Origin of the sequence: Mesorhizobium tianshanense, assembly GCF_007830515.1 — a bacterium.
GTDB classification, from domain to species: Bacteria; Pseudomonadota; Alphaproteobacteria; order Rhizobiales; family Rhizobiaceae; genus Mesorhizobium; species Mesorhizobium tianshanense.
The window spans coordinates 137,383-160,454 of the sequence record NZ_VLKT01000006.1; the positions used below are offsets into that span (position 1 = coordinate 137,383).

General features: G+C 62.6%; 28 protein-coding genes. 17 read left to right on the forward strand and 11 right to left on the reverse strand.

Features of this window, described 5'->3' with window-relative positions; all coding sequences use genetic code 11:
• Positions 1 to 5: 5 nt before the first annotated feature.
• The 4 genes from IQ26_RS06645 to IQ26_RS06660 are packed head-to-tail and all read right to left on the reverse strand — an operon-like array spanning position 6 to position 3,080.
• A complete protein-coding gene (locus IQ26_RS06645; protein WP_145715090.1) occupies positions 6 to 344 on the reverse strand; it encodes an XdhC family protein in 339 nt (112 codons plus the stop codon).
• Positions 345 to 372: 28 nt separating this feature from the next.
• Positions 373 to 1,623: a vWA domain-containing protein gene (locus IQ26_RS06650; protein ID WP_145715092.1), complete on the reverse strand. Its 1,251-nt coding sequence runs from the start codon at positions 1,621 to 1,623 to the stop codon at positions 373 to 375.
• Between the two features lie 4 nt (positions 1,624 to 1,627).
• On the reverse strand, positions 1,628 to 2,557 hold the full coding sequence (locus IQ26_RS06655) for an AAA family ATPase (RefSeq protein WP_145715094.1): 930 nt from the start codon (positions 2,555 to 2,557) through the stop codon (positions 1,628 to 1,630).
• Between the two features lie 28 nt (positions 2,558 to 2,585).
• Complete coding sequence (locus IQ26_RS06660; protein ID WP_145715096.1) at positions 2,586 to 3,080, reverse strand: flavin reductase; 495 nt, start codon at positions 3,078 to 3,080, stop codon at positions 2,586 to 2,588.
• A gap of 191 nt (positions 3,081 to 3,271) precedes the next feature.
• On the opposite strand from IQ26_RS06660, the gene IQ26_RS06665 reads away from it, so the two are divergent.
• Both IQ26_RS06665 and IQ26_RS06670 read left to right on the forward strand, forming a co-directional pair.
• A complete protein-coding gene (locus tag IQ26_RS06665; RefSeq protein ID WP_145715098.1) occupies positions 3,272 to 4,345 on the forward strand; it encodes a branched-chain amino acid ABC transporter substrate-binding protein in 1,074 nt (357 codons plus the stop codon).
• Entirely contained in the window at positions 4,345 to 5,346 is a 1,002-nt protein-coding gene (locus IQ26_RS06670) for a P1 family peptidase (RefSeq protein ID WP_145715224.1), read from the forward strand. Before IQ26_RS06665 ends, IQ26_RS06670 begins: the two co-directional genes overlap by 1 nt.
• A 36-nt stretch (positions 5,347 to 5,382) precedes the next feature.
• On the opposite strand, the gene IQ26_RS06675 is transcribed toward IQ26_RS06670, so the two are convergent.
• Entirely contained in the window at positions 5,383 to 5,637 is a 255-nt protein-coding gene (locus IQ26_RS06675) for a DUF2171 domain-containing protein (RefSeq protein ID WP_029353687.1), read from the reverse strand.
• A gap of 145 nt (positions 5,638 to 5,782) precedes the next feature.
• Here IQ26_RS06675 and IQ26_RS06680 point away from each other — a divergent pair, with 145 nt between their 5' ends.
• The 4 genes from IQ26_RS06680 to IQ26_RS06695 are packed head-to-tail and all read left to right on the forward strand — an operon-like array spanning position 5,783 to position 8,962.
• Complete coding sequence (locus IQ26_RS06680) at positions 5,783 to 6,508, forward strand: DUF2259 domain-containing protein (protein ID WP_145715100.1); 726 nt, start codon at positions 5,783 to 5,785, stop codon at positions 6,506 to 6,508.
• Positions 6,505 to 7,023 carry a hypothetical protein gene (locus IQ26_RS06685; RefSeq protein WP_145715102.1) on the forward strand — a complete coding sequence of 173 codons (519 nt, stop codon included), beginning with the start codon at positions 6,505 to 6,507 and terminating at the stop codon, positions 7,021 to 7,023. Before IQ26_RS06680 ends, IQ26_RS06685 begins: the two co-directional genes overlap by 4 nt.
• A gap of 59 nt (positions 7,024 to 7,082) precedes the next feature.
• Positions 7,083 to 8,390: an adenylosuccinate lyase gene (gene purB, locus IQ26_RS06690; protein ID WP_145715104.1), complete on the forward strand. Its 1,308-nt coding sequence runs from the start codon at positions 7,083 to 7,085 to the stop codon at positions 8,388 to 8,390.
• Positions 8,390 to 8,962: an RBBP9/YdeN family alpha/beta hydrolase gene (locus tag IQ26_RS06695; RefSeq protein ID WP_145715106.1), complete on the forward strand. Its 573-nt coding sequence runs from the start codon at positions 8,390 to 8,392 to the stop codon at positions 8,960 to 8,962. The genes purB and IQ26_RS06695 overlap by 1 nt, the downstream gene beginning before the upstream one ends.
• A 16-nt stretch (positions 8,963 to 8,978) precedes the next feature.
• On the opposite strand, the gene IQ26_RS06700 is transcribed toward IQ26_RS06695, so the two are convergent.
• Positions 8,979 to 9,791, reverse strand: coding sequence for a VOC family protein (locus tag IQ26_RS06700; protein WP_145715108.1), 813 nt, complete (start codon positions 9,789 to 9,791; stop codon positions 8,979 to 8,981).
• Between the two features lie 302 nt (positions 9,792 to 10,093).
• On the opposite strand from IQ26_RS06700, the gene IQ26_RS06705 reads away from it, so the two are divergent.
• Entirely contained in the window at positions 10,094 to 10,642 is a 549-nt protein-coding gene (locus tag IQ26_RS06705; protein WP_145715226.1) for an RBBP9/YdeN family alpha/beta hydrolase, read from the forward strand.
• Here the strand turns inward: IQ26_RS06705 and IQ26_RS06710 are convergent.
• Together IQ26_RS06710 and IQ26_RS06715 are read right to left on the reverse strand one after the other, a co-directional pair.
• The gene (locus tag IQ26_RS06710) at positions 10,639 to 11,412 is read right to left on the reverse strand and encodes an HpcH/HpaI aldolase family protein (RefSeq protein WP_145715110.1); all 774 of its coding nucleotides are present in this window, start codon (positions 11,410 to 11,412) and stop codon (positions 10,639 to 10,641) included. The two genes, IQ26_RS06705 and IQ26_RS06710, sit on opposite strands and share 4 nt — an antisense overlap.
• A gap of 220 nt (positions 11,413 to 11,632) precedes the next feature.
• The gene (locus IQ26_RS06715) at positions 11,633 to 11,953 is read right to left on the reverse strand and encodes a DUF1476 domain-containing protein (RefSeq protein WP_145715112.1); all 321 of its coding nucleotides are present in this window, start codon (positions 11,951 to 11,953) and stop codon (positions 11,633 to 11,635) included.
• A gap of 276 nt (positions 11,954 to 12,229) precedes the next feature.
• Here IQ26_RS06715 and purC point away from each other — a divergent pair, with 276 nt between their 5' ends.
• The 5 genes from purC to IQ26_RS06740 are packed head-to-tail and all read left to right on the forward strand — an operon-like array spanning position 12,230 to position 15,085.
• Positions 12,230 to 13,024 carry a phosphoribosylaminoimidazolesuccinocarboxamide synthase gene (gene purC, locus IQ26_RS06720; RefSeq protein WP_145715114.1) on the forward strand — a complete coding sequence of 265 codons (795 nt, stop codon included), beginning with the start codon at positions 12,230 to 12,232 and terminating at the stop codon, positions 13,022 to 13,024.
• A gap of 42 nt (positions 13,025 to 13,066) precedes the next feature.
• Entirely contained in the window at positions 13,067 to 13,309 is a 243-nt protein-coding gene (gene purS / locus IQ26_RS06725) for a phosphoribosylformylglycinamidine synthase subunit PurS (protein ID WP_145715228.1), read from the forward strand.
• Between the two features lies 1 nt (position 13,310).
• A complete protein-coding gene (purQ, locus tag IQ26_RS06730; RefSeq protein ID WP_145715116.1) occupies positions 13,311 to 13,979 on the forward strand; it encodes a phosphoribosylformylglycinamidine synthase subunit PurQ in 669 nt (222 codons plus the stop codon).
• Positions 13,980 to 14,022: 43 nt separating this feature from the next.
• The gene (locus IQ26_RS06735; protein WP_145715118.1) at positions 14,023 to 14,439 is read left to right on the forward strand and encodes a hypothetical protein; all 417 of its coding nucleotides are present in this window, start codon (positions 14,023 to 14,025) and stop codon (positions 14,437 to 14,439) included.
• A 4-nt stretch (positions 14,440 to 14,443) separates the two neighbouring features.
• A complete protein-coding gene (locus tag IQ26_RS06740; RefSeq protein ID WP_145715120.1) occupies positions 14,444 to 15,085 on the forward strand; it encodes a Pr6Pr family membrane protein in 642 nt (213 codons plus the stop codon).
• A 60-nt stretch (positions 15,086 to 15,145) separates the two neighbouring features.
• Here the strand turns inward: IQ26_RS06740 and IQ26_RS06745 are convergent, their stop codons facing one another.
• Positions 15,146 to 15,391 carry a DUF1127 domain-containing protein gene (locus IQ26_RS06745; RefSeq protein WP_145715122.1) on the reverse strand — a complete coding sequence of 82 codons (246 nt, stop codon included), beginning with the start codon at positions 15,389 to 15,391 and terminating at the stop codon, positions 15,146 to 15,148.
• A 92-nt stretch (positions 15,392 to 15,483) separates the two neighbouring features.
• Between IQ26_RS06745 and IQ26_RS06750 the strand changes: the two genes are divergently transcribed.
• From IQ26_RS06750 to IQ26_RS06760, 3 genes are all read left to right on the forward strand, one after another.
• Positions 15,484 to 16,902, forward strand: a complete 1,419-nt coding sequence (locus IQ26_RS06750) for an aminotransferase-like domain-containing protein (RefSeq protein ID WP_145715124.1) — start codon at positions 15,484 to 15,486, stop codon at positions 16,900 to 16,902.
• Between the two features lie 149 nt (positions 16,903 to 17,051).
• Complete coding sequence (gene purL, locus IQ26_RS06755; protein WP_145715126.1) at positions 17,052 to 19,292, forward strand: phosphoribosylformylglycinamidine synthase subunit PurL; 2,241 nt, start codon at positions 17,052 to 17,054, stop codon at positions 19,290 to 19,292.
• A gap of 85 nt (positions 19,293 to 19,377) precedes the next feature.
• Positions 19,378 to 19,611 carry a BolA/IbaG family iron-sulfur metabolism protein gene (locus tag IQ26_RS06760; protein ID WP_023798252.1) on the forward strand — a complete coding sequence of 78 codons (234 nt, stop codon included), beginning with the start codon at positions 19,378 to 19,380 and terminating at the stop codon, positions 19,609 to 19,611.
• 15 nt (positions 19,612 to 19,626) lie between these two features.
• Here IQ26_RS06760 and IQ26_RS06765 read toward each other — a convergent pair whose 3' ends face one another.
• Positions 19,627 to 20,433 (reverse strand): phosphodiester glycosidase family protein, encoded by an 807-nt coding sequence (locus IQ26_RS06765; protein ID WP_145715128.1) that lies wholly within the window; start codon positions 20,431 to 20,433, stop codon positions 19,627 to 19,629.
• A 164-nt stretch (positions 20,434 to 20,597) separates the two neighbouring features.
• On the opposite strand from IQ26_RS06765, the gene grxD reads away from it, so the two are divergent.
• Both grxD and IQ26_RS06775 read left to right on the forward strand, forming a co-directional pair.
• Positions 20,598 to 20,933: a Grx4 family monothiol glutaredoxin gene (grxD, locus tag IQ26_RS06770; protein WP_145715131.1), complete on the forward strand. Its 336-nt coding sequence runs from the start codon at positions 20,598 to 20,600 to the stop codon at positions 20,931 to 20,933.
• 115 nt (positions 20,934 to 21,048) lie between these two features.
• Complete coding sequence (locus IQ26_RS06775) at positions 21,049 to 22,293, forward strand: multidrug effflux MFS transporter (RefSeq protein ID WP_145715132.1); 1,245 nt, start codon at positions 21,049 to 21,051, stop codon at positions 22,291 to 22,293.
• Positions 22,294 to 22,305: 12 nt separating this feature from the next.
• Here IQ26_RS06775 and pldH read toward each other — a convergent pair whose 3' ends face one another.
• A complete protein-coding gene (gene pldH, locus IQ26_RS06780; protein WP_145715134.1) occupies positions 22,306 to 23,049 on the reverse strand; it encodes a pyridoxal 4-dehydrogenase, SDR-type in 744 nt (247 codons plus the stop codon).
• Positions 23,050 to 23,072: the final 23 nt, after the last annotated feature.

A 23,072-nucleotide genomic window follows, 5' to 3' on the forward strand; every position in this document is an offset into this window, starting at 1 on the left:
TGAGATCAGCCCAACCGCTCGACATAGACCTTGATACGGCCGCCGCAGGACAGGCCGACCTGCCAGGCGGTTTCGTCGGCAACGCCGAATTCCAGCATCTTCGCCTTGCCACTTTCGATCACGTCGACCGCCTCGGCCACCACCGCGCCTTCGACACAGCCTCCAGAGACGGAACCCTGGAAATTGCCGTCCGCGTCGATGACAAGATGGCTGCCGACCGGTCGCGGCGCCGAGCCCCAGGTCTCGACCACGGTAGCGATCGCAACATCCTTGCCGTCCTTCATCCAGCCTTCCGCGACGATCAGCGGATCGCGGGCCTCGTCCAGATAAATGCTGTTTTCCATCACTGTTTCTCCCGGAGAAAACATATGGCTATGCAGCGTCTCTCGCGCCACCCTCAATCCACCGGCGTGGATCGACCGACCGCGTCGACTTCTTGTCCAGCGAGGCGCACAGATCGGCGAGCGCATCAAGATTGTGCACCGAACGGAATTCGTCGACATGCGGCAGCATTGCCTTGACGCCGCGGGCACGGGCCTCGAAGCCATCGAAGCGCAGCAGCGGGTTCAGCCAGATCAGCCGCCGGCAGGACTTGTGCAGGCGCTCCATTTCTTCCGCCAGTCCGGCGACGTCATCGCGCTCCAGCCCGTCGGTGATCAGGAGAACGACGGCGCCCTGCCCCAGCACGCGCCGCGACCACAGCCGGTTGAATTCGGCCAGCGTGTCGCCGATGCGGGTGCCGCCCGACCAGTCCTTCACCGCCGCCGAGCAATCGGCGAGTGCCGCGTCGGGGTCGCGATGGCGCATCTGCCGTGTCAGATTGGTGAGCCGCGTGCCGAAGACGAAGGCATGCACGCGCCGGCGCTTTTCCGTCAGCGCATGCAGGAAATGCAGGAAGATGCGCGTGTACTGGCTCATCGAACCGGAAATGTCGGCAAGCACGACCAGCGGCGGATGAACTTCGCGCGGCGATCGGAATTTTGGAAGGATCAATTCGCCGCCTGTGCGCGCGGCGGATCGCATCATGGCGCGCGGATCGATGCGGCGGCCATGCGCGTCGGATTTGAAGCGCCGCGTCCTGACCATGTCGAAGGGCAGCCGCAACTCGGCGATCGCCTTCTTGGCGTCGGCCATCTCGGCGGCGTTCATCTGGGCAAAATCCTTACCCCTCAGCACCTCGTTGCCGGAAAAGGTGAAGCGCGCGTCGACCTCGATCTCCGGGATTTCCTGCACCGGCTGGTTTCTCTGATGGCCCTCGAACATCGCCTGGCTGACGCGGTTCTCGGCCGCGCGGGGTTTTTGCTTCTCGCTTGTATCGGGCGCCACCGGCGAAAACATCGCCAGCATTTTTTCGATCAGCTCGCGCGATTTCCAGAACAGCCGGAAAGTCTCGTCGAAGGTGGGGTGGTCCTCATGCCGCGACACCAGCACGGCATGCAGCGTCCAGTAGAAATCGTCGCGGGAACCTATGCCGGCGGCCAGCACCGCCTCGATAGCATCCTTGACCGTGGCCGGCCCGACCCGCATGCCGGCCTTGCGCAAGGTGCGGGCGAAATAGACGATGTTGTCGGCGATCCGCCCGTCCGGCGTGGCCTCTTTCGGTTCGGGCCGCGGCGTTGCCATCGCCCTACTCCGCCGCCGAAAGCTCGGCTTTCACCTCGTTGAGGATGCGCCGACCTTCGCCCTGTTCGATGCGGGCAATGTCGTCCTGGTATTTCAGCAGCACGCCGATCGTGTCGGAAACGGTTTCCGGATCGAGCGCCACCTTGTCGAGTTCGGTCAGCGCGCCGGCCCAGTCGATCGTCTCGGCGACGCCCGGGACCTTGAACAGCTCGATCTGGCGCAGCTTCTGGATGAACGAAACCACCTCTGCCGACAGCCGGCTGTTGGCCTGCGGCACCTTTCTGCGCACGATCTCCAGTTCGCGCTCGGCATTCGGATAGTCGACCCAGTGATAGAGACAGCGCCGCTTCAATGCGTCGTGGATCTCGCGTGTGCGGTTGGTGGTGATGATGACGATCGGCGGTTCCTCCGCCTTGATCGTGCCGAGTTCGGGCACCGTCACCTGGAAGTCCGACAGGATTTCGAGCAGGAACGCCTCGAACGCTTCGTCGGTGCGGTCGAGCTCGTCGATCAGGAAGACCGGGGCGGCGCCCGCCTTGCCCGTCAGCGCGTCGAGCACCGGGCGACGGATCAGGTATTTTTCGGAGAATACGTTGCGCTCCATGTCGGAGCGGTCGACCTTGCCGGCTGCCTCCTCCATGCGGATCTCGATCATCTGCGCGGCGTAGTTCCACTCGTAGACGGCGGACGAGACATCGAGACCCTCATAGCACTGCAGCCGGATCAGCCGGCGGCCGAGCGCTTGCGCCAGCACCTTGGCGATCTCGGTCTTGCCGACGCCGGCCTCGCCCTCGAGGAACAGCGGCCGTTTCATGCGCAGCGATAAAAACAGCACGGTCGCCAGCGACCGGTCCGCCACATAGTCCGCGCCGGTCAGGAGTTCGAGCGTCTCGTCGATCGTCCGCGGCGTGGGGCGCGGTTTCAACTCGGTCATTCTCTCTCCGTGAGTGCAACCATACCCGTCACAGAACGTGGTAGCCGCGGTCGTGATAAATCAGCGGCCGCAAATTATCGCCGATGCGCAGGCCTGTCACCTTGCCAAAAAGCACACGGTGCGTAGCCAGATCCTTGATGTCGATCAGTTCGCAGTCGAAGACGGCGAGCGCGCCTTTCAGCGTTGGCGCACCGGTCGAGATCACATCCCACTCGCCCAACGCGAAACGTTCCTCGACCGGCAGGCCGGTGAGGCCGGAAAAGCCGACCGACAGCGCCTCCTGATGCGAAGCCAGCGTGTTCAAGGCGAACTTGCCGTTTTTCACGAACGGCTCGTTCTTGGGATTTTCGCGATTGAGACAGACCAGGATGGTCGGCGGCGTGTCCGAGACCGAACAGGCCGCAATGACAGTCGCACCTCGCCTGCCGGCGGGACCATCGGTGGTGACCACATGGACGTGGCCGGCAAAATGGCTCATCGCGTCGCGATAGGCCTGCGGCCCTATGTCGTTCTTCTTCAGCACCGGCGATTTCCATGGTTGGAAGCGAGATGAACCCAAGCGTTATATATGGCGGCATATTGCATGCACAAGCGAAGTGGTTGACATGCATCCTGAATTTCGCGTGTTGCGTGGAAGCTAACCAGCCTTTAGGTCTTGGCGGGAAATAGTGCCGGCAAACACACGCGACCGGCGCGGAGGATTTCTTCGCTCGCATGCTACCCAGGACAACGACAATAGCGGTGCTGGCCTGGCTGTCCCTCGCCAGCAATGCGGGCGCTGAGACGCTGCTGATCGGCGTCGCAGCGCCACTATCCGGGCCGTCGGCTCTCCTCGGCAAGCAGATCGAGGCGGGCGCCGGCCTGGCGGCGGAGGCGAACGGGGCTGAGATCAAGACGGTCGACGACGCCTGCACGGCCGACGGCGGGGCTGCCGCAGCGAGGGAATTCGACGCAGCGAAAGTCGGCGTGGTCGTCGGCTTCCTCTGCACCGAGGCGATCGAGGCGGCGCTGCCGATCCTGAAGGACGCCAACATACCGGTCATCACCGTCGGCGTGCGCACCGAAAGCCTGACCGACCGCCACGCCAAGACCGGCTGGCCGGTCTTTCGTCTCGGGCCGCGCGGCGATGACGAGCGTAACGCCGTTGCCTCCATCCTCGCCCGCCAATGGCAGAACGAACTGTTCGCCATCGTCGACGACGGCACGATCTACGGCCGCGAGATCGCCGAGACGCTTCGGGCAGCGGCCGAACAGGCGGCGCTGAAACCGGTGTTCGTCGATACGTTCCGGCCGCAGCTCGACAACCAGATCGGGCTGATCGGGCGGCTGAAGAGGGCCGGCGCCACGCATGTCTTCGCCGGCGGCGACGGCGACGACATCGCCATCATGGGCCGCGACGCCGGCCAGCTCGACGCCGGCATCACCCTTGCCGGCGGCGAAGCGCTACGCGCTCCGCCCGGCGACATGCCCTATGCGACGGGCACGCTGATGATCGCGCCGCCCGAATGGTCCGATGTTGCCGGGCCCAAAGTGCTCGAAAGCTTTGCCGCACAAAAGATCGAGCCGGACGGCTACACGCTGCCGGCCTATGCGGCGGTCGAGATCGCCAGGACGGCCGCGGACCTGGCGGAAACCTCCGGCAAGCCACTGGCCGACGCGCTCACCGCGCATGACTTCAGCACCGCTATCGGGTCGATCCGCTTTGACGGCAAGGGTGACTTGACCGAAAACCTCTATCGGGTCTTCCGTTTCAACGGCGCGCAATTCGTGCCGGCGGAGACCAGATGATGTTTCGTACAGGGCCGCGCAATCTGATCACCGATGTTGCCGGGCTGCGTGTCGGCAACGCTTCCGATGTGACGCTGAAGTCCGGCGTGACCACCGTGCTGTGCGACGAACCGGCGGTGGCTGGCCTCCAGATCCTGGGCGGTGCGCCGGGCACCCGCGAAACCGACCTGCTCGAGCCGCACAATTTGATCGAGGCGATCCATGCCGTGGTGCTTTCGGGCGGCTCGGCCTTTGGCCTCGACGCCGCCTCCGGCGTGCAGGCGGCACTGCGCGAAAGGGGCATCGGCGTAGAGGTCGGCGGCTTTCGCGTGCCGATCGTGCCGGCGGCGATCCTGTTCGACCTGCGCAATGGCGGCGACAAGGACTGGGGCCGATATCCGCCTTACCGTGACCTTGGCTATGAGGCGGCACTGTCCGTTGGCACCGACTTTGCGCTCGGCACGGTCGGCGCCGGCACCGGCGCACTGACGTCCGGCCTGAAGGGCGGTCTCGGCTCGGCCTCGACGGTGCTCGACAGCGGCGTCACCATCGGCGCGCTCGCGGCCGCCAATCCGATCGGCTCGGTGACGATCGCCCGCAGCAGGCACTTCTGGGCAGCGCCCTTCGAAATCGGCGACGAGTTCGGCGGGCTTGGCTATCCCTCGCCTATTCCCGAGGACGCGAAAAGGATCCTGCTGAAGTTCCGCGACAAGCAGGTAGGCGGCAACACGACCATCGCCGTCATCGCCACGGATGCCGTTCTCACCAAGGCCGCCGCAAAACGCCTTGCCATGTCGGCCCATGACGGCTTTGTCCGAGCGATTTGGCCGACGCACACGCCGGCCGACGGCGATCTGGTCTTCGCGCTGGCGACGGGCAAGAGCGGCATCGAGCTCGCGCCCAACGACGCCATCGACCTTTACGCAGCGGCCGGCGCTACCATGGCGCGCGCCATCAGCCGTGGCGTCTTTGCCGCAACGCCAGCCGATGGCGACCTGTTTCCGGTCTGGTCGTCGCGCTGAATGCGCACTATGGGCTGTAATCAAATGGCCCCGTGTTCAGGTGGGATCGGATTTTTCTTCCTCGAAGGTGACCGCGACATCCGAGTTTGCGGACAGCCGCACTTTCTGACCCTCGACCTCGGCAACGAGACTGAGGGGAATGAAGTGGTGATGCCCTCTGTGGGCGCCCTCGCCGCTGTCGCGCTTGGTCAACTTGATTCGTTGTCCTTCAACTTTATCGACAGTGCCGACATGGACGCCGTCGGCGCCGATCACTTCCATATGTTCGCGAATTCTGGCTGCATCGGTCATTATCGGGTCTCCATTTGAAGCTGCCGACAATAACAAATAACGGCACGATTGGATGCATCGGCTTCGGGTTTCATACCGCACGACGTTTTGATCGCATCGTGATAGGGGGATTGAAACGAGCTCTGCTGCCGGATTGGAAAAAAGCATGCGAATCCTTGTCCTGTTTGCCGTTTCCCTCCTTGCCCAGTTTGCAACTTCTCTGGCCGCCCAAGCCGGTGATGTCGCCGAGCTTGAAATCCTGGGCTTCACCGGGGATGGCGGCGTCTTTGCCTTCGAGGAATACGGCGTCCAGGACGGATCGGGATTTCCCTACGCCAATCGCTATTATATCGACACTACCGACGACAGTTTTCTCAAGGGCACGCCGATCAAGGTGCGGCTTGACGACGAGAACGCAACGCTCGACGCGGCGCGCCTTGCGGCCCGGCAAAAAGGCGAAGCGATCGTCAGCCAGGCCGAACTGGCCGCGAACCGCGGCATCACCGCCGGCTTTAACCCGGTGACCGAACTGTCGGCCGATCCGTTCCGCATGGTGGTCAACCCGCGTCCGATCTTTTCGCCGATCGACGACGCGCTCGAATTCCGGCTCGACGAAATCGGCATGGACAACACCGAAAGCTGCCAGAGCCAGGGCGATATCAACGGCTTTCGCCTGCTGCGCATAGAGGCGAAAGACGGCGGCAAGACTGAGCTTCTGCACCAGGACAAGTCGATCCCCAAAAGCAGGGGCTGTCCCATCGGCTACCGGATCGGCGCAGTGCAGACATTCTCCTTGCAGGGCCTCAGCGCTTATGCCGTGCTGATCGCAGTGCGCCAATTCGGCTTCGAAGGGCCGGACTATCGCTGGATCGCGGTGACCGGCCGGCTGTGACGCCGCTCCCCGTCATACGCAGCCGCGTCGTGGGTCGCATCCGCAAAGCGTTGCCGTCGCTGGGCGTCGCGGTTTGCGGCGCTCTGTTATGGGCCGCGGCGATGGGCGCCAGCGCGCTCGTCAATCTGCTGTTGGACGATTGGGAGACCCCGGCAAGGATCCGCTTCGTCTCGTTGCTCTATGCGGCCGGCGGTGCGCTCGCCTTTCCGGTTGGCCTGTTCCTGGCACGGTTCGTCTCGCTCGGACGGCATTGGGAGGTGGCCTTGGCGGCCGCGTTCGTCTGCCTTCTCGCCGCGACGATCGGCTTCACCGGTGGGCTCTTTGCGCTGCACTACCGTTCCTACTATGTCCAATGGCATGCACCGGCACTGACCATCGCCTGGTCCATCCAGTTCGTGCACACCGTGGCGACGGCGTTCTATCAATTCGTCGTTCTGGGCATCCGGCTTTATTTTCCGCTCGGTTTCATCGCGCTCGCTCTCGCCAGCATCTGGTTTGCGCGGCGGCAGCGTTGAGCATTTTGTCTGCCTCTGTTAGGACGCGGGCGAACGCCCTCGCACGTCAGGACTGACCGATGATCCCTCGCTACTCCCAGCCGGAAATGGTGGCCATCTGGTCGCCCGAAACCCGGTTCCGCATCTGGTTCGAGATCGAGGCCTACGCCTGCGACGCTCTGGCCGAACTCGGCGTGATCCCGAAGGAGGCCGCCAAGACCATCTGGGCAAAGGGCGGGGCCGCGAAGTTCGACGTCGAGGCCATCGACGAGATCGAGCGCGTGACCAAGCACGACGTCATCGCTTTCCTTACCCATCTCGGCGAATTCGTCGGACCGGATGCCCGCTTCATCCATCAGGGCATGACGTCCTCGGACGTTCTCGACACCTGCTTTGCCGTGCAGCTTACCCGCGCCAGCGACATCCTTCTGGCCGACATCGACGGCCTGCTTGCGGCGCTCAAGCGTCGTGCCTTCCAACACAAGGACACCGTCACGATCGGGCGCAGCCACGGGATCCATGCCGAGCCGACGACCTTCGGCGTCAAGCTGGCGCAGGCCTATGCCGAATTCTCGCGCTGCCGCGAGCGGCTGGTGCACGCGCGAGAGGATATTGCGACCTGCGCGATCTCCGGTGCCGTCGGCACCTTCGCCAACATCGATCCCTATGTCGAAGAGCACGTGGCGAAGAAACTCGGATTGAAGCCGGAGCCGGTGTCGACGCAGGTGATCCCTCGCGACCGTCACGCCATGTTCTTCGCGACGCTTGGTGTGATCGCCTCGTCCATCGAACGGCTGGCGATCGAGATCCGCCACCTGCAGCGCACTGAGGTGCTGGAGGCGGAAGAGTATTTTTCGCCCGGACAAAAGGGCTCGTCGGCGATGCCGCACAAGCGCAACCCGGTGCTCACCGAAAACCTTACCGGGCTTGCGCGCATGGTGCGGTCCTTCGCGCTGCCGGCGATGGAGAATGTGGCGCTTTGGCACGAGCGCGATATTTCGCATTCGTCGGTCGAGCGCATGATTGGGCCGGACGCGACGGTGACGCTCGATTTCGCGCTGTCGCGGCTGACCAGCGTCGTCGACAGATTGCTCGTCTACCCCGACAACATGCTGAAGAACATGAACCAGTTCCGCGGCCTCGTGCATTCGCAGCGCGTGCTGCTAGCGCTGACCCAGGCGGGCGTCAGCCGTGAGGACGCCTACCGGCTGGTGCAACGAAACGCCATGAAAGTATGGGAGCAAGGCGCTGATTTCCTTGAGGAACTTTTGGCTGACAAGGAGGTCACCGCAGCCTTGCCCGAAGCCGAGATCCGTGAAAAATTCGACCTTGGCTATCATACCAAGCATGTCGACACGATCTTCACGCGCGTGTTCGGAGAAGCGTGATGATCTCGGCGGCCGGAGATTTCGATTTTCTCGCCCTGCCAGGGCGCGGCAATTCCGGGCCGGACCACTGGATGTCGCATTGGTGCCGGGCGTTCCCCAATTCGAGCCGCGTGCTGCAGGCCGAATGGGACAGGCCGAACCCCAAGGACTGGATTGGCCGGGTGGACGCCGCAATTGCCGCGGCACCTCGGCGTGTGGTGCTGCTTGCGCATTCTTTGGCGGTGGCGACGGCGGTGAAGTGGGCCGCCAGCGCCAGCGAAAGCCAACTCAACAAGGTTGCAGGGGCATTGCTGGTTGCGGCGACCAATGTCGAGGACCCTGATCCGTCCTTCGATCTGGTTCGTTCCTTCGCGCCGATGCCGCTGAAACGCTTGCCCTTTCCGGCGCTGGTGGTGGCCAGCCGAACGGATCCGCGCGTCACCTTCGACCAGGCGACCGTCTTCGCCGCTGCCTGGGGCGCGGACCTCGCCGACGCCGGCGATCTCGGCCATATGGGGAACGAGACCCGCCTCGGCCTTTGGCCGGCGGGCCTGCTCATGCTCGGCCGCCTGTTGGAAAAGGCCCGCCTCTAACAGACTTCCGAAACGCTCAGGCCTTGCCAGGAACGGTCCTGATCACTGTTCCCCACGGGTCTTCGCGGGTCGTTGTCGCGGTCACATTGTCCGACCGCATTTCGACCCAAGCGAGTCCGGACCGAGAAGGATCGCGGCGACCGGCGCCGGAGCTCTGCCACGCATTGGCGCCTATGTGGTGGTGGTAGGCGCCTGACGACAGGAACACCGCCGCGCTGCCATATTTCGCCACCGTGTCGAAGCCGAATTCCTGGTGCCACCAGGCCTCGGCATCTTCCGGCCGTCCAACGCGCAGATGGATATGGCCGACGATGCTGTTTTCGGGCGCACCCTGCCAGCCGGCGTCGCCAGCCGGCACTTCGGCGACGACGGATGGGATGTTCAGCCGCTCCGTCGCCATCGCTACCTTGTCGCCATTCCACTTCCAGTCCTGGGGACGGCGGTCGGCATAGATCTCGATGCCGTTGCCTTCGGGATCGGTCAGGTAAAGCGCTTCGCTGACCAGATGGTCGGATGCGCCTTCGATGCCGATCTTGTTGGCAATGGCGTGGTTGATCCAACGACCGAGGTCAGCTCGGCTCGGCAACAGGAAGGCAGTGTGGAACAGGCCGGCGCTGCGCGGATCGTCGGGCTTGGCCGCGGCATCCGCCTCGATGTCGAGCAGGGGCCGGTTACCGGCGCCCAGCGTGATCGTGCCGCCGGCGCGGCTCAATTCCCGCAGACCGACGACATTGCGATAGTAGGCGGCAAGGTTTTCGGCATCGCGCGCGCGCAAGCCGACTCGGGCAACGCTGACCGGGGTCGTGGCGGCAAAAGGCAGTTCGCTCATCAAAGTCTCCGTTCGGGTGGCCTTCGACGAGATCCCCAAAGCCAGGAGCCCGGCGCCACCTACCATTGTACGTCGTGTCAGTTCCAAATCCTGGTTCTCATTACACGACTGTTTCTTTCCAATGACAGATCGTCGACCGTTATCGTTCACACAAGATGGCAAGAAGCGAACATCGTGTTCACTATTTTGAGCAAATCGCACGGATCAGACCCAATCGCGGCTGATCCTGTCCAAAACCGCTTCACATTTTTTTGGGACCATGCGCGGTTGCGCGACGAAACATCGCCCGCTACATGCGCGCCATGAAAGTCAAGGATGCAGACATTCTCATCGTGCCGGGCTACACCAATTCCGGCCCCGACCATTGGCAGAGCCGCTGGCAATCGAAATTGTCGACGGCACGCCGCGTCGAGCAGGCGGAATGGTCGAAGCCGGTGCGCGAGGATTGGACGGCGAGCGTGGCGAAGGCGGTCAATGAGGCCGAGCGGCCGGTCGTTATCGTCGCACATTCGCTCGGCGTCGCGACGGCAATCCAGGCTATGCCGCAGTTCCAGCGCCCGGTCGCCGGAGCCTTCTTCGTGGCGCCTCCCGACGTCTCCAATCCCAAGATTAAACCCAGGCACCTGATGACCTTCGGGCCCTACCCGCGCGAGTCGTTGACATTTCCTTCGGTGGTGATCGCCAGCCGCAACGACCCGTTCTGCACGTTCGACGTCGCCGAGGATATTGCCGGAGCCTGGGGTTCGCTGTTCATCGATGCCGGCGAGGCCGGTCATCTCAATGCCGATTCCGGCTTCGGCCCGTGGCCTGAAGGTTCGATGACCTTTGCCAAGTTCCTGACGGATCTTTAGGACCCGATCGAGTCCCTCACGCTCTTCAGCAGGGTTTTTGCCCCCAGACCGATCAGCGCATGCTCGGAGCCCATGGCCAGCAGCCGATAGCCCATCGACACCACACGGCCGGCGATGGCCGGCTCGACGACGTAGATCGCCGCATGCTTGCCGGCCTTGCGTGTCCGCTCGGCGATCGAGGCGAAGGTTTCCATCATGCTCTCCAGCGTCGAGTTGACGATGGTGCCGTTCGACCAGGCAATCGAGAAATCCGATGGGCCGACGAATATCCCGTCGATACCAGGCGTGTCGAGGATGCCGTCGAGCGCATCGTGGGCGGCGCGCGTCTCGACCATGGCGAAGGCCATGGTGCGCCCGTTGCTGTCGCGCAGCCAGTCGGCATGGTCGCCTTTGCGATGACGCGGAAAGGCATAGGTCGGGCCCCAGGAACGCTCGCCGAGCGGCGGGTACTTCATGGCGGCGGCAAACAGTCGCGCGTCCGCCACCGAATTCACCATCGGCGCGATCACCGCCTCGGCGCCGAAGTCGAGCGCGCGGCTAGCCATGTCGAAGCGGCCGACCGGAATGCGCACCAGCGCCGGTTTGTTGGCGGCCAGCACCGGTCCAAGGCCGCGCAGCACGCTGTCCTCGTGATGTCCGCCATGCTGCATGTCGAGCGTGACGGCATCGAAACCCTGTCTGGCGAGGATTTCAACAGTCAAGGCATCCGGCACGCCGGACCATGCGGTGCATAGCGTTTCATCCGCCGCCAGGCGTGACTTCAGGGACATAGGCGCCTTCCATATTGGCTCTCGCATCGGCCCGGAAATCGGAATCGATTCTCCGAAAAGCACAATGCGAAACTCAAGGTGTTAAAGCGTATGTGCGTTCGTATACACGCACGCCGCTCTCATGCAGTTTCAGCTGGAAACGGCCGCAAAGGCAAAGAAAAACCGCCCGGATAGACCGGGCGGTCGATTGGTCCAGAAAGTCGACTGGCTCAGCGAAAGATCAGGTGTTCTTGATCTGTTCAATCGCCTCCGCCATCAGATCGTCCATGGTGCGACGAATCTGATGATCCGACTGGCCGACCCCGGCTTCGTCGAAATCCTGGCGGATCTTGCGGAAAACGTCGTGGTCGCCGGCTTCCTCGATGTCGGCGACAACCACCTCTTTGGCATAGGCTTCGGCGTCGGCGCCGGACTTGCCCAGCTTTTCGGCGGCCCACATGCCGAGCGCCTTGTTGCGGCGCGCCGAAGCCTTGAACCGAAGTTCCTCGTCGAATGCGAATTTGCGCTCGAAGCCCTCTTCGCGATCTTTCATGCTGCTCATGGCATCCCTCCGGTCAATTCCGATTCGCTGCTAGTTGAATATGTGTGTTGCCGCAGCACAAACCAAAAGGCCGCAGGCCGGTCAATATGCTACGTCACGTGCTGCGCTGCGGCATTTCATTCCGGAAAGCGGTTGATTGAAAGGATTTGCCGATTGAGCAAACAGTGCGATTGGGATAGACACCGCCATTGAACCCTACCGTTGCCGTACTAATTTAGGCAGGCGGACAGGAACTGGTCGTTTGCCGCCTGCCCGGAAATCCAGAGAAAAAATCAGATGAAAAATCGCCGCCGCATTTATGAAGGCAAGGCCAAGATCCTCTATGAAGGACCCGAGCCGGGAACGCTGATCCAGTTCTTCAAAGACGACGCGACCGCTTTCAACAAGAAAAAGCACGAAGTCGTCGATGGCAAGGGCGTGCTCAACAACCGCATTTCCGAGCACATCTTCAACCATCTCAACCGGATGGGCATTCCGACCCACTTCATCCGCCGGCTCAACATGCGCGAGCAGCTGATCAAGGAAGTCGAGATCATACCGCTCGAGGTAGTCGTGCGCAATGTCGCCGCCGGTTCGCTGGCCAAGCGCCTCGGCATCGAGGAAGGCACCGTGCTGCCGCGCTCGATCATCGAGTTCTATTACAAAGCCGATGCGCTAGACGATCCGATGGTGTCGGAAGAGCACATCACGGCTTTCGGCTGGGCGAGCCCGCAGGAGATCGATGACATCATGGCGCTTGCCATCCGCGTCAACGACTTCCTCTCCGGCCTGTTCATGGGCGTCGGCATCCAACTCGTCGACTTCAAGATCGAGTGCGGCCGCCTGTTCGAGGGCGACATGATGCGCATCGTCGTCGCCGACGAGATCTCGCCGGATTCGTGCCGGCTGTGGGACGTGGCGACGCAGGACAAGCTCGATAAAGACCGGTTCCGCCGCGACATGGGCGGGCTGGTCGAAGCCTATCAGGAAGTCGCCCGCCGCCTCGGCATCATGAACGAGAACGAGCCGCCGCGTCCCGCCGGACCAGTGCTCGTCGCCTCGACCGATGGCGTCAAAGGCAAGCCGCACTGAGATATTTTGCCGCTCAACATTTCGAACAGGAGCATGTCCAGCGTGATTAAGGCTCGCATTACCGTAACCCTCAAGAACGGCGTGCTCGACCCGCAAGGCAAGGCGATCGAACATGCGCTGTCCGGGATGGGCTTTGACGGCGTCGGCCAGGTGCGGCAGGGCAAGGTTTTTGATGTCGAGCTTGCGGAGAGCGACAAGGCCAAGGCCGAGGCTGATTTGAAAGCCATGTGCGACAGGCTTCTGGCGAATACGGTGATTGAGAATTATGCGGTGGAGATCGCTTGAGATGAAATCAGCCGTCGTCCTACTGCCTGGTCTCAACCGCGACCGCGACATGATCGCGGCGCTGACCAAGATTTCCGGAACGCCGCCGGTCACCATCTGGCAAACCGATACCGAAATCCCTGATGTCGACCTGATCGCCATCCCCGGCGGCTTCTCCTTCGGAGATTATCTGCGCTGCGGCGCCATCGCAGCGCGCATGCCTGTCATGCGGGCGGTCGCCGAAAAGGCAGCCAGGGGCGTCATGGTCATAGGGGTCTGCAATGGCTTCCAGATCCTCGTCGAGGCCGGCCTTTTGCCGGGCGCCCTGATGCGCAACACATCGCTGAAATTCGTCTGCCGGCAGGTCAAGCTGCAGATCGCCAACGCCAACACGATGTTCACCCGCCGCTATCAGCCGGGCCAGATCATCCGCTCGCCGGTGGCGCATCACGACGGCAATTATTTTGCCGACGCCGAGACGCTTCGCAGGCTCGAAGGCGAAGGCCAGGTCGTGTTCCGCTATGCCGAAGGCACCAACCCCAACGGCTCGATCAACGACATTGCCGGCATCATCAACAGCCAGGGCAATGTGCTCGGCCTGATGCCGCATCCCGAGAACCTGATCGAAGCAGCACATGGCGGCAGCGACGGCCGGGCACTGTTCGAAAGTGCCCTCGGCATCGCCGCTTGATATCTTCAGCATTCATCTTTCCCGAACTTGAAATAGGCGCCGCATGAGCCTGAGACAGACGATCGCCCGCCTCGCTCTCGTCGCCACCGCCGGTTTTGTGCTCGCTTCCTGCCAGTCGGGCTCGAAGAACGCGCCGACGCCTTCGGGCAAGAGTGCGTCGCTGCTTGCCATGGAGCAGGTGGCGATCGCCGCCCACAAATGCTGGATCGCCAGCAAGGATGCTGCCTTCAAGCCCTATCAGATGGCCAACGAGCTGAATTCGTTCACCGGCACGCCGCGCTTCCTGCTGGTCCCAGCCAAGCATTATGGTGCAAAGCCGTTGCTGGTCGTGCAGGCGCAAGGCAATTCGAGCCGCGTCGACGTGTTCGGTCCGCTGATGGCTGAACCGCTTGGCGCACGCATAAGTTCGGATATTGCCCGCTGGTGGGCGGGCAATCCGGCCTGCGGCGCGGCCGCATAGGGCTGTGAGCCGCTTCCTGCAGATCGCCGGCCTGGTCCTAGGTCTGTCCGCGCTTGTCCTGCAAATCTGCATCACCGTTCCGGCATCGATGGAAGCCGGCCGTAGTTTTGTTGGCTCGCTCGTCTTCTACTTCAGCTTCTTCACCATCCTGACCAATATCGGCGCGGTGCTGGTGCATGTTTCGCTTCTGTCACCCGGTGGCTACGCTTGGTTCCCGGCTTTTGCCGGGCCGCGGATGCGGGCGGGCGTGGCGGTTGCTATAACACTGGTCTTCATCGTCTATGCGACGGTTCTGGCACGCCTTTGGCAGCCGCAAGGCCTGTTCCTGCTCTGCGACGTCCTGCTGCACTATGTGACGCCGGTTCTGTTCGTGCTGTGGTGGCTTATGGCAGGCGCCGATGGCTCGACGCGGTGGCGCGATATTTCCTGGTGGATGGTCTATCCGGTCGCCTACCTGGTCTATGTACTGGCGCGGGCGCCGATATCAGGCGAAGTGCCCTACCCGTTCCTCAACGTCGCCACGAACGGCGCGGCCAGCGTCGCCGCCTCGGCCCTGGTCGTCACCGGGCTTTTTCTCGCGCTATGCATAGCCGCGGTGCTTGCCGATCACGGCGTCTCACGGATCAGGAGCCCCGGCGTCCGCTAAGGCACGAAAAAGACGTCCTGAACCCGTGTCTCCTCAAAGATGCACACAAGCCCCTCGGCTTCAGTCCCAGAACGGCCTGAGACCCTCACGATGGGCGTCGCAGCGAGAGATACCGATATCCTTGAGCTGATCGTCGGTCATCTCCAGCAATGCCAGCCGGCTGCGCCGGCGATCCAGCAGGTTGCCGATCCGGCTCGCGAGTGACCTGACCATACGCACCAAGCGATAGACATAGCCTCGCCGGCCAGATGGGCGGGCTCCGAACAATTCAGCTCTCGCATAGTGGATTGACTCGATTGTATCCATTTTCTTGCTACCGAAATTCGAAATTGTACTTTTTTGTCGCGCACTTCATATGTATTGACTCTCAATTCGGTGCAATATAGAAAATTGTCACCATGACAAATTGGCTCCCAGACCTAACCGTCGGCTCCGGTCCTCTGTATCAGAGGCTTGCGGATTCCATTGAAACCGACATCGACCGCGGCGTGATCGGTGCGGGAGCAAAACTGCCGCCGCAGCGCGATCTGGCATACGACATCGGCTCGACGGTCGGTACGATCGGTCGTGCCTACCAATTGTTGCGCGAGCGGGGGCTGGTGAGCGGCGAAGTCGGGCGCGGAACCTACGTGCTTGGCCAGCGCTCGGATGATACCAAGACCGATCTGCTGGCGTCCAACCCGCACGTGGAAGGCACACGGTATATCGATGCGCCAAGCGGCAAACTGCGCTTCGACAGCACGGCGGCGCCTGACATCGGCCAGGGCGACATTGTCGCCGATGTACTCTCGCGCACGGCGCAGGACCATCCCTACGAGATTTCAAGCTACACGCGGGATTTTCCCGCCCGCTGGTTCGAGGCTGGCAGAAGCTGGCTCTCGCGAAATTCGTTTCGCCCGACACCTGACGGCATCGTTCCGACGCTCGGCACCCATGCAGCGGTGATGGCGGCAATTGCCGCGCTGACCACGCCTGGCGACACTATCGCCTTCGAGCACCTCACCTACTCGCAGATTTCACGCAGCGCCGGCCTGATCGGCCGCCGGACCGCGCTGGTGACGTCGGACGAGGACGGCATCGATCCAGAGGATTTCGAGCGGGTCTGTGCGCAAAAGCACCCGAAAATGATGTTCCTGATGCCGACGGCCAAGAACCCCACATTGGTGACGCTGCCGGCAACGCGACGCGAGGCGATCGCGCGTGTTGCGCGCCAATACAATGTCGTCCTGATCGAGGACGATCTCTATGGCAACCTGACCGACGACCCGACGCCGCTATTGGCCGAATATGCCCCGGAACGGACCATCGTTGCCGGCGGCCTGTCGAAGTCGGTCGCGGCGGGTGTTCGCGGCGGCTGGCTCGCCTGTCCGCCGGCCTATCGCCACCGGATCCGGATCGCTCACAAGATGCTGACCGGTGGCCTGCCCTTCCTCCTGGCGGAAGTGTGTACCCGGCTGGTTCTGTCCGGCCAGGCCAGCGAGATGCGCAAGCGCAGTATCGTCGAAATCAACGCGCGCATCGCAATCGTGCGCGCGACACTGGCCGGGTTCGACTTCAAGGCAGTGGACAATGTGCCCTTCGTCTGGCTCACCCTGCCTGATCCATGGCTTTCCGGCACCTTCAAGAATGCCTGTCTCGAACATGGCGTGCTCATCGACGACGAGGACGAATTCAAGGCGGGCCGTTCCGAACAGGTTTTCCATGGCGTCCGTTTTGGCGTTTCACAGCCGCAGCGGCGAGAGGACATCGCGGACGGCGTCGGTGTAATCCGGCGGCTTCTGGACGAAGGCCGCGCCGGCTACGACAGTTTCTCCTGAACCGACTTGATATCGACAAGTCGCGTAGCGATCTTTCGCTACTTGCCGCACCCGGTGGCTTTCCATCGTTTTCGTCTCTTGATGGGGTGTATTGGCCTTCGCGCTTGCGATAAGAGGGGACTCGATCCCAAGGATATAAATTGCCGCCCATGACCATTTCCAATTCCGTGCCGATCACTCCGGAACTTATTGCCGCGCACGGGCTGAAGCCCGACGAATATCAGCGCATCCTCGACCTAGTCGGGCGCGAGCCGAGCTTTACCGAGCTCGGCATCTTCTCGGCCATGTGGAACGAGCATTGCTCCTACAAATCCTCGAAAAAGTGGTTGCGCACCCTGCCGACCAGCGGGCCGCGGGTCATCCAGGGTCCGGGCGAGAATGCCGGCGTGGTCGATATCGGCGACGGCGACTGCGTCGTCTTCAAGATGGAGAGCCACAACCACCCCTCCTACATCGAACCCTATCAGGGGGCGGCGACCGGCGTCGGCGGCATCCTGCGCGATGTCTTCACCATGGGCGCGCGGCCGATCGCGGCGATGAACGCGTTGCGCTTCGGTGCGCCGGACCATCCCAAGACCAGACACCTCGTTGCCGGCGTCGTTTCCGGCGTCGGCGGCTACGGCAATTCCTTCGGCGTGCCGACGGTTGGCGGCGAGGTCAATTTCGACGCGCGCTACAATGGCAACATCCTGGTAAACGCCTTCGCGGCGGGGCTCGCCAAGACTGACGCGATCTTCCTGTCGGAAGCCAAGGGCGTCGGCCTGCCGGTCGTCTATCTCGGCGCCAAGACCGGCCGCGACGGCGTCGGCGGCGCCACCATGGCTTCGGCCGAATTCGACGACAAGATCGATGAGAAGCGCCCGACCGTCCAGGTCGGCGACCCGTTCACTGAGAAATGCCTGCTCGAAGCCTGCCTCGAACTGATGGCGTCCGGTGCCGTCATCGCTATCCAGGACATGGGTGCCGCTGGCCTAACCTGCTCGGCGGTCGAAATGGGCGCCAAGGGCGATCTCGGCATCGAGCTCGACCTCGACAAGGTGCCGGTGCGCGAGGAGCGGATGAGCGCCTATGAGATGATGCTGTCGGAGAGCCAGGAGCGCATGCTGATGGTGCTGCGCCCCGAAAAGGAAAAGGAAGCCGAGGCGATCTTCCACAAATGGGGCCTCGACTTCGCCATCGTCGGCAAGACCACCGACGATCTGCGCTTTCGCGTGCTGCACCAGGGCGACGAAGTTGCCAACCTGCCAATCAAGGACCTGGGCGACCAGGCGCCGGAATATGACCGTCCCTGGACCGAGCCGAAGAAGCCGGCGCCCCTGGCCGCCAGCGATGCACCGCAAGCGGATGTCGCCGAGGCGCTGTTGAAACTGCTTGGCGGACCGGACCTTTCGTCGCGCCGCTGGGTGTGGGAGCAATACGACACGCTGATCCAGGGCAATTCGCTGCAGCTTCCGGGCGGCGATGCCGGCGTGGTGCGCGTCGATGGTCATCCGGCCAAAGCGCTCGCCTTCTCTTCCGACGTGACGCCGCGCTATTGCGAGGCCGATCCTTACGAAGGCGGCAAGCAGGCGGTCGCCGAATGCTGGCGCAACCTTACCGCCACCGGCGCCCTGCCGCTCGCCGCCACCGACAACCTCAATTTCGGCAATCCGGAACGGCCCGAGATCATGGGCCAATTGGTCGGCGCCCTGAAAGGCATCGGCGATGCCTGTCGCGCGCTCGGCTTTCCGATCGTCTCCGGCAATGTCTCGCTCTACAACGAAACCAACGGGCAAGGCATCTTGCCGACGCCGACCATCGGCGGCGTCGGACTGATCGCCGACTGGTCGAAGATGGCGCGGATCGGCTTTGCCGCCGAGGGCCAGATGATCGTGCTGGTCGGCGCGCCGCCCATGTGGGGGACGCATCTCGCCCAATCGGCCTATATGCGCGACATTCACGGCCGCACCGACGGCCCGCCGCCGCCGGTCGACCTCGATCATGAAAGGCGCGTCGGCGACCATGTGCGCGCGCTGATTGCCTCCGGCGTCGTTACCGCAGCGCATGATGTTTCCGACGGCGGCATTGCAGTCGCGCTGGCCGAGATGGCGATGGCGTCCGGCATCGGCGCGACCGTCCCCGGCCTGGTCGGGACCGATCCGATCCAGGTCTGGTTCGGCGAAGATCAGGGCCGTTATCTGTTGACGCTGTCGATCGATCCACAGAGCGACGAATGGGACGCCATTCGCCAACAGCAAAGCAAGCTCGGCATCTTTGCGCCGTGGATCGGCTCGACCGGCGGGCGCGAATTGAAACTCGGCGAGGCGCGTGCGATACCGGTCAGCGAATTGACCGCAGCCCACGAATCCTGGTTTCCTCGCTTCATGGGCAACGAGGTCGTGGACCCGTAATATGATCGTATGGGGCGTTTCGATGTGGCTCATCCGCCTTTTCGACCATATCTATGAGATCACGACCTGAACAAGGGATCCTCGCATGGCAATGGATGCGCACGACATCGAACGGCTGATCAAGGAAGGCATTCCGGACGCCAAGGTGACGATTCGCGACCTGGCCGGCGACGGCGACCATTATGCGGCCGAGGTGGTGGCCGAAAGCTTTCGCGGGAAAAGCCGGGTCCAGCAGCACCAGATGGTCTACGACGCGCTGAAGGGCAATATGGGCGGCGTGCTGCATGCGCTCGCCCTGCAAACCAGCGTGCCGGAATAACTCCGCGAGACGACTTTAGCGAGCCACAGGTTCCTTCGCCGACACGGCAATGATTGGCCCCGCCGGATATTTTCCGCCGACGATCATCCTTTCGCCATTCGACAGCGCCGAAACCACGCCGTCGAAGAAAAGCGCGTTGGGGCAGTGGAGCGCATCGCGGAACAGGCGTGCAAAGCTGCCGAGACTGACTTGCGAGCGTGAGATCGCCAGCAGGACCGTGTTTTCGTCACGCACGCCGACGCCATTGCGGGTGTGACGCGACGTGCCGTCCGCCTCGAAGCGAGGATGAAGCCGGCGGTCGATCACCAGCATCGGGCCGGATTGCGTGGCGAACGCCACATCCGGCTTTGCGGCGGCATAGGCGTTCGTTTCCATGACAGCCGCCTTGCCGTCCTTCCCAACCAGGAACACGCCATTCGGCTCCAGGAAGAAATTGCCTTCGCCATCAGCGAGATTGAGCGGCGCCGCCTCGTGACCATTTTCGACGAGAAGCCCGACCGGCGTCAGATCCTCATGATACATGCCGGCGTTCATGGCGAGCAGCACCGGTCTGCCCTCGCCCGACATCGCCTTGTCGAACTTTTCCAGCGAGCCGAAGGCATTGCCGTCTGCGCCGGCGTGCAAGACAGCGACATCGTAGCTGCGAAGATCGATCTCGCAGACGATGTAGGGGACCGCCTCGAAGCTAAAATCCCGACATGGTCCGGGCAATTCGCCGCCGACGGTGAGAGGCTGGCGCGCGGACGGCCTGAGCCACCAGATCAAGGCGAGCGTAACGAGCAGGACACCAATCAGGATTGCCGCGCCGTGTGGTCTTTTCATCGCTTCCCGGGGAAATTACTGGCCGATGCTCTTGGCCCAATATCGGGCCGTCCTTTGCGCCATTTGCGTGACGATGCGGCAAAAGTCTTGTTTCGGGCAACCTATGGGTTTATTTGAAGGGTAATGTTTCGAGCCTGACTCTCGCAGGCGTGAAAGGATTCTCCATGAGCGGTATCAACGACTACATCGACAGCGAAGTGAAGGGCAACGAAGTCGTTCTTTTCATGAAGGGCACGCCCGGTTTCCCGCAATGCGGATTTTCCGGTCAGGTCGTACAGATTCTCGACTACATCGGGGCCGACTACAAGGGCGTGGACGTGCTGACCTCGGCCGAGCTGCGGCAAGGTATCAAGGAATACTCCAACTGGCCGACGATCCCTCAGCTCTACGTCAAGGGTGAGTTTGTTGGCGGCTGCGACATTATCCGCGAGATGTTCCAGGCAGGCGAACTTCAGACGTTCCTCGTCGAAAAGGGCGTGAGCGTCAAAGGCGCCGCCTGACGAATACGCCGGGGAGCCCCACCTCGGCAAAAAGTTTCCTCCCTGGTATCGGGAGACAAGACGAATGAATGCGCCGGCGCGCCGGCGCTTTTTCGTTTGAAGATCGGACTTTGCCGTGGACCAGCATGCACAAGCGCCGCAACAGGCAAGCACCTTGCCTATTCCGCGCTGGGAATTCATCGCGCTGTGCGCGGCATTGATGGCGCTGAACTCACTGGCCATAGACATCATGCTGCCGGCGCTGCAGCAGATCGGCGCTTCGCTGGGTGTGGAAAATGAGAACCACCGCCAATATGTGATTGCCGCCTATATTCTGGGCTTTGGCGGCGGGCAGCTCTTCTTTGGACCAATCTCGGACCGCTTCGGACGCCGTGCTCCGCTCGTCGCCGGACTGGTGATCTATGTCGCGGCGGCGGCTGCTGCGGCGGTCGCCCCGACATTCGCCACTCTTATCCTGTGCAGGGTCGTGCAAGGCATCGGCGCCGCGGCCACTCGCGTCATCGCCGTCTCAATCGTGCGCGACACGTTCGATGGCCGGCGCATGGCCGAAGTCATGTCGCTGATCTTCATGATATTCATGGCCATCCCGGTGGTGGCCCCCGGCATCGGCCAGCTCATCATGCTGTTCGCGACCTGGCACATGATCTTCGTCACCATGGCGGCAGGAGCCCTGATCGTGGCGGCGTGGGCGCTGCTGCGCTTGCCCGAAACGCTGCATCCGGAATATCGCCGGCCGCTGACGGTTTCATCCATCGTCGGTGGTTTCCGCATCGTGCTGACCAACCGCATGGCGCTTTGCTATGCCTTCGCCAGCACTTTTGCCTTCGGCGCGATGTTCGGCTTCATCAACTCGGCGCAGCAGATCTATGTCGGCGTCTTCGGCGTCGGTGAGATGTTCCCGGTGATTTTCGCAGGGATAGCCGGCGTGCTCGCCTTTTCCAACTATCTGAATTCGCGCCTTGTCGGCCGCATCGGCATGCGCCGCCTCTCGCAGAGCGCGCTGCTCTTGTTTCTGGCCATCAGCCTCGCCTGGCTGGTCGTTTCCATCCAGATGAAGATGCCGCTCTGGCTTTTCATCACCTTCTTTGCCTGCGCGATGGTCCCGTTCGGCGCTCTCGGCGCGAATTTCAACGCGCTCGCCATGGAGCCGCTCGGCCAGTTGGCCGGCACGGCATCGTCCATTCTGGGTTTCATGCAAACATTCCTCGGCGGCCTGCTCGGCACGCTGATCGGCCAGGCTTTCAACGGTACGGTGACGCCCTTGGCCGCCGGCTTCTGCAGCGTCTCGCTTGGCGCATTGGTGATGGTGCTGATCGCCGAGCGCGGCAAATTCTTCCAGCCGCAGAACCCGCCGGTCTAAAATTAGAAGCGGCTAGTGGCGTACCATGCCGGCGTCGACATTCAGCGTCTGGCCGGTGATCCAGCGCGCATCGTCGGAGGCAAGGAACGACACCACATCGGCAATATGTTCCGGTTGCCCTTTGCCTTTCATCGCCTGAAGCATCTCGACGAAGCCGAACGCCTCGTTATGCGGGCTCGCCTTGACGCCATCGCTCTCGATCAGGCCGGGCGTCACCGCGTTGGCTGTGATGTTGTATTTGCCCAGTTCGGTGGCCATTGCCCGGGTGAAGCCGATGACCCCGCCCTTGGCCGCGACATAGGCCGCCATGTTCGGCGTGCCGGCAAAGAAGGTGTTGGAGGCAATGCTGATCACCCGTCCGGCCTTGCCGGCGGCACGCATCAGGTCTGTTCCCGCGCGGCTGACGATGAAGGTGCCGGTCAGATTGACGTCGATGATCTTGCGCCAATGGTCGAGATCGACGTCGTCCCAGGCGATGAACGGCACGATGCTGGCATTGTTGACCAGAATGTCGATGCCCCCGGTCGGGGCCTGGATCTCTGCGAACAGCGCTTTGACCGAAGCAGGATCGGAAATGTCGGCGGCAATCGCCTTCGCCTTTCCACCGATCGCCGCCGCCGCCTCGGCGCCTTCCGCGTTGATGTCGCTGACGATGACGGTCGCGCCATCGGCGGCCAACCGCGCGGCGATCGCCTTGCCGATCCCTTGTGCGGCCCCGGTAACTAAGGCCGTCTTTCCCCCAAGCCGTTCAGTCATTTCCGTACTCCATGGATTTGTGA

What these genes read in the sequence shown, in the direction of transcription:
- purC (WP_145715114.1), top strand. Translation starts at nt 12,230, where the DNA reads ATGAAAAATCGCCGCCGCATTTATGAAGGCAAGGCCAAGATCCTCTAT.
- IQ26_RS06695 (WP_145715106.1), top strand. Translation starts at nt 8,390, where the DNA reads ATGATCTCGGCGGCCGGAGATTTCGATTTTCTCGCCCTGCCAGGGCGC.
- IQ26_RS06745 (WP_145715122.1), bottom strand. Translation starts at nt 15,391, where the DNA reads ATGGATACAATCGAGTCAATCCACTATGCGAGAGCTGAATTGTTCGGA.
- IQ26_RS06710 (WP_145715110.1), bottom strand. Translation starts at nt 11,412, where the DNA reads ATGTCCCTGAAGTCACGCCTGGCGGCGGATGAAACGCTATGCACCGCA.
- IQ26_RS06715 (WP_145715112.1), bottom strand. Translation starts at nt 11,953, where the DNA reads ATGAGCAGCATGAAAGATCGCGAAGAGGGCTTCGAGCGCAAATTCGCA.
- IQ26_RS06760 (WP_023798252.1), top strand. Translation starts at nt 19,378, where the DNA reads ATGGCAATGGATGCGCACGACATCGAACGGCTGATCAAGGAAGGCATT.
- IQ26_RS06645 (WP_145715090.1), bottom strand. Translation starts at nt 344, where the DNA reads ATGGAAAACAGCATTTATCTGGACGAGGCCCGCGATCCGCTGATCGTC.
- IQ26_RS06655 (WP_145715094.1), bottom strand. Translation starts at nt 2,557, where the DNA reads ATGACCGAGTTGAAACCGCGCCCCACGCCGCGGACGATCGACGAGACG.
- IQ26_RS06680 (WP_145715100.1), top strand. Translation starts at nt 5,783, where the DNA reads ATGCGAATCCTTGTCCTGTTTGCCGTTTCCCTCCTTGCCCAGTTTGCA.
- IQ26_RS06675 (WP_029353687.1), bottom strand. Translation starts at nt 5,637, where the DNA reads ATGACCGATGCAGCCAGAATTCGCGAACATATGGAAGTGATCGGCGCC.
- purQ (WP_145715116.1), top strand. Translation starts at nt 13,311, where the DNA reads ATGAAATCAGCCGTCGTCCTACTGCCTGGTCTCAACCGCGACCGCGAC.
- IQ26_RS06665 (WP_145715098.1), top strand. Translation starts at nt 3,272, where the DNA reads ATGCTACCCAGGACAACGACAATAGCGGTGCTGGCCTGGCTGTCCCTC.
- IQ26_RS06700 (WP_145715108.1), bottom strand. Translation starts at nt 9,791, where the DNA reads ATGAGCGAACTGCCTTTTGCCGCCACGACCCCGGTCAGCGTTGCCCGA.
- purB (WP_145715104.1), top strand. Translation starts at nt 7,083, where the DNA reads ATGATCCCTCGCTACTCCCAGCCGGAAATGGTGGCCATCTGGTCGCCC.
- IQ26_RS06650 (WP_145715092.1), bottom strand. Translation starts at nt 1,623, where the DNA reads ATGGCAACGCCGCGGCCCGAACCGAAAGAGGCCACGCCGGACGGGCGG.
- IQ26_RS06705 (WP_145715226.1), top strand. Translation starts at nt 10,094, where the DNA reads ATGAAAGTCAAGGATGCAGACATTCTCATCGTGCCGGGCTACACCAAT.
- IQ26_RS06765 (WP_145715128.1), bottom strand. Translation starts at nt 20,433, where the DNA reads ATGAAAAGACCACACGGCGCGGCAATCCTGATTGGTGTCCTGCTCGTT.
- pldH (WP_145715134.1), bottom strand. Translation starts at nt 23,049, where the DNA reads ATGACTGAACGGCTTGGGGGAAAGACGGCCTTAGTTACCGGGGCCGCA.
- IQ26_RS06750 (WP_145715124.1), top strand. Translation starts at nt 15,484, where the DNA reads ATGACAAATTGGCTCCCAGACCTAACCGTCGGCTCCGGTCCTCTGTAT.
- purL (WP_145715126.1), top strand. Translation starts at nt 17,052, where the DNA reads ATGACCATTTCCAATTCCGTGCCGATCACTCCGGAACTTATTGCCGCG.
- grxD (WP_145715131.1), top strand. Translation starts at nt 20,598, where the DNA reads ATGAGCGGTATCAACGACTACATCGACAGCGAAGTGAAGGGCAACGAA.
- IQ26_RS06735 (WP_145715118.1), top strand. Translation starts at nt 14,023, where the DNA reads ATGAGCCTGAGACAGACGATCGCCCGCCTCGCTCTCGTCGCCACCGCC.
- IQ26_RS06670 (WP_145715224.1), top strand. Translation starts at nt 4,345, where the DNA reads ATGTTTCGTACAGGGCCGCGCAATCTGATCACCGATGTTGCCGGGCTG.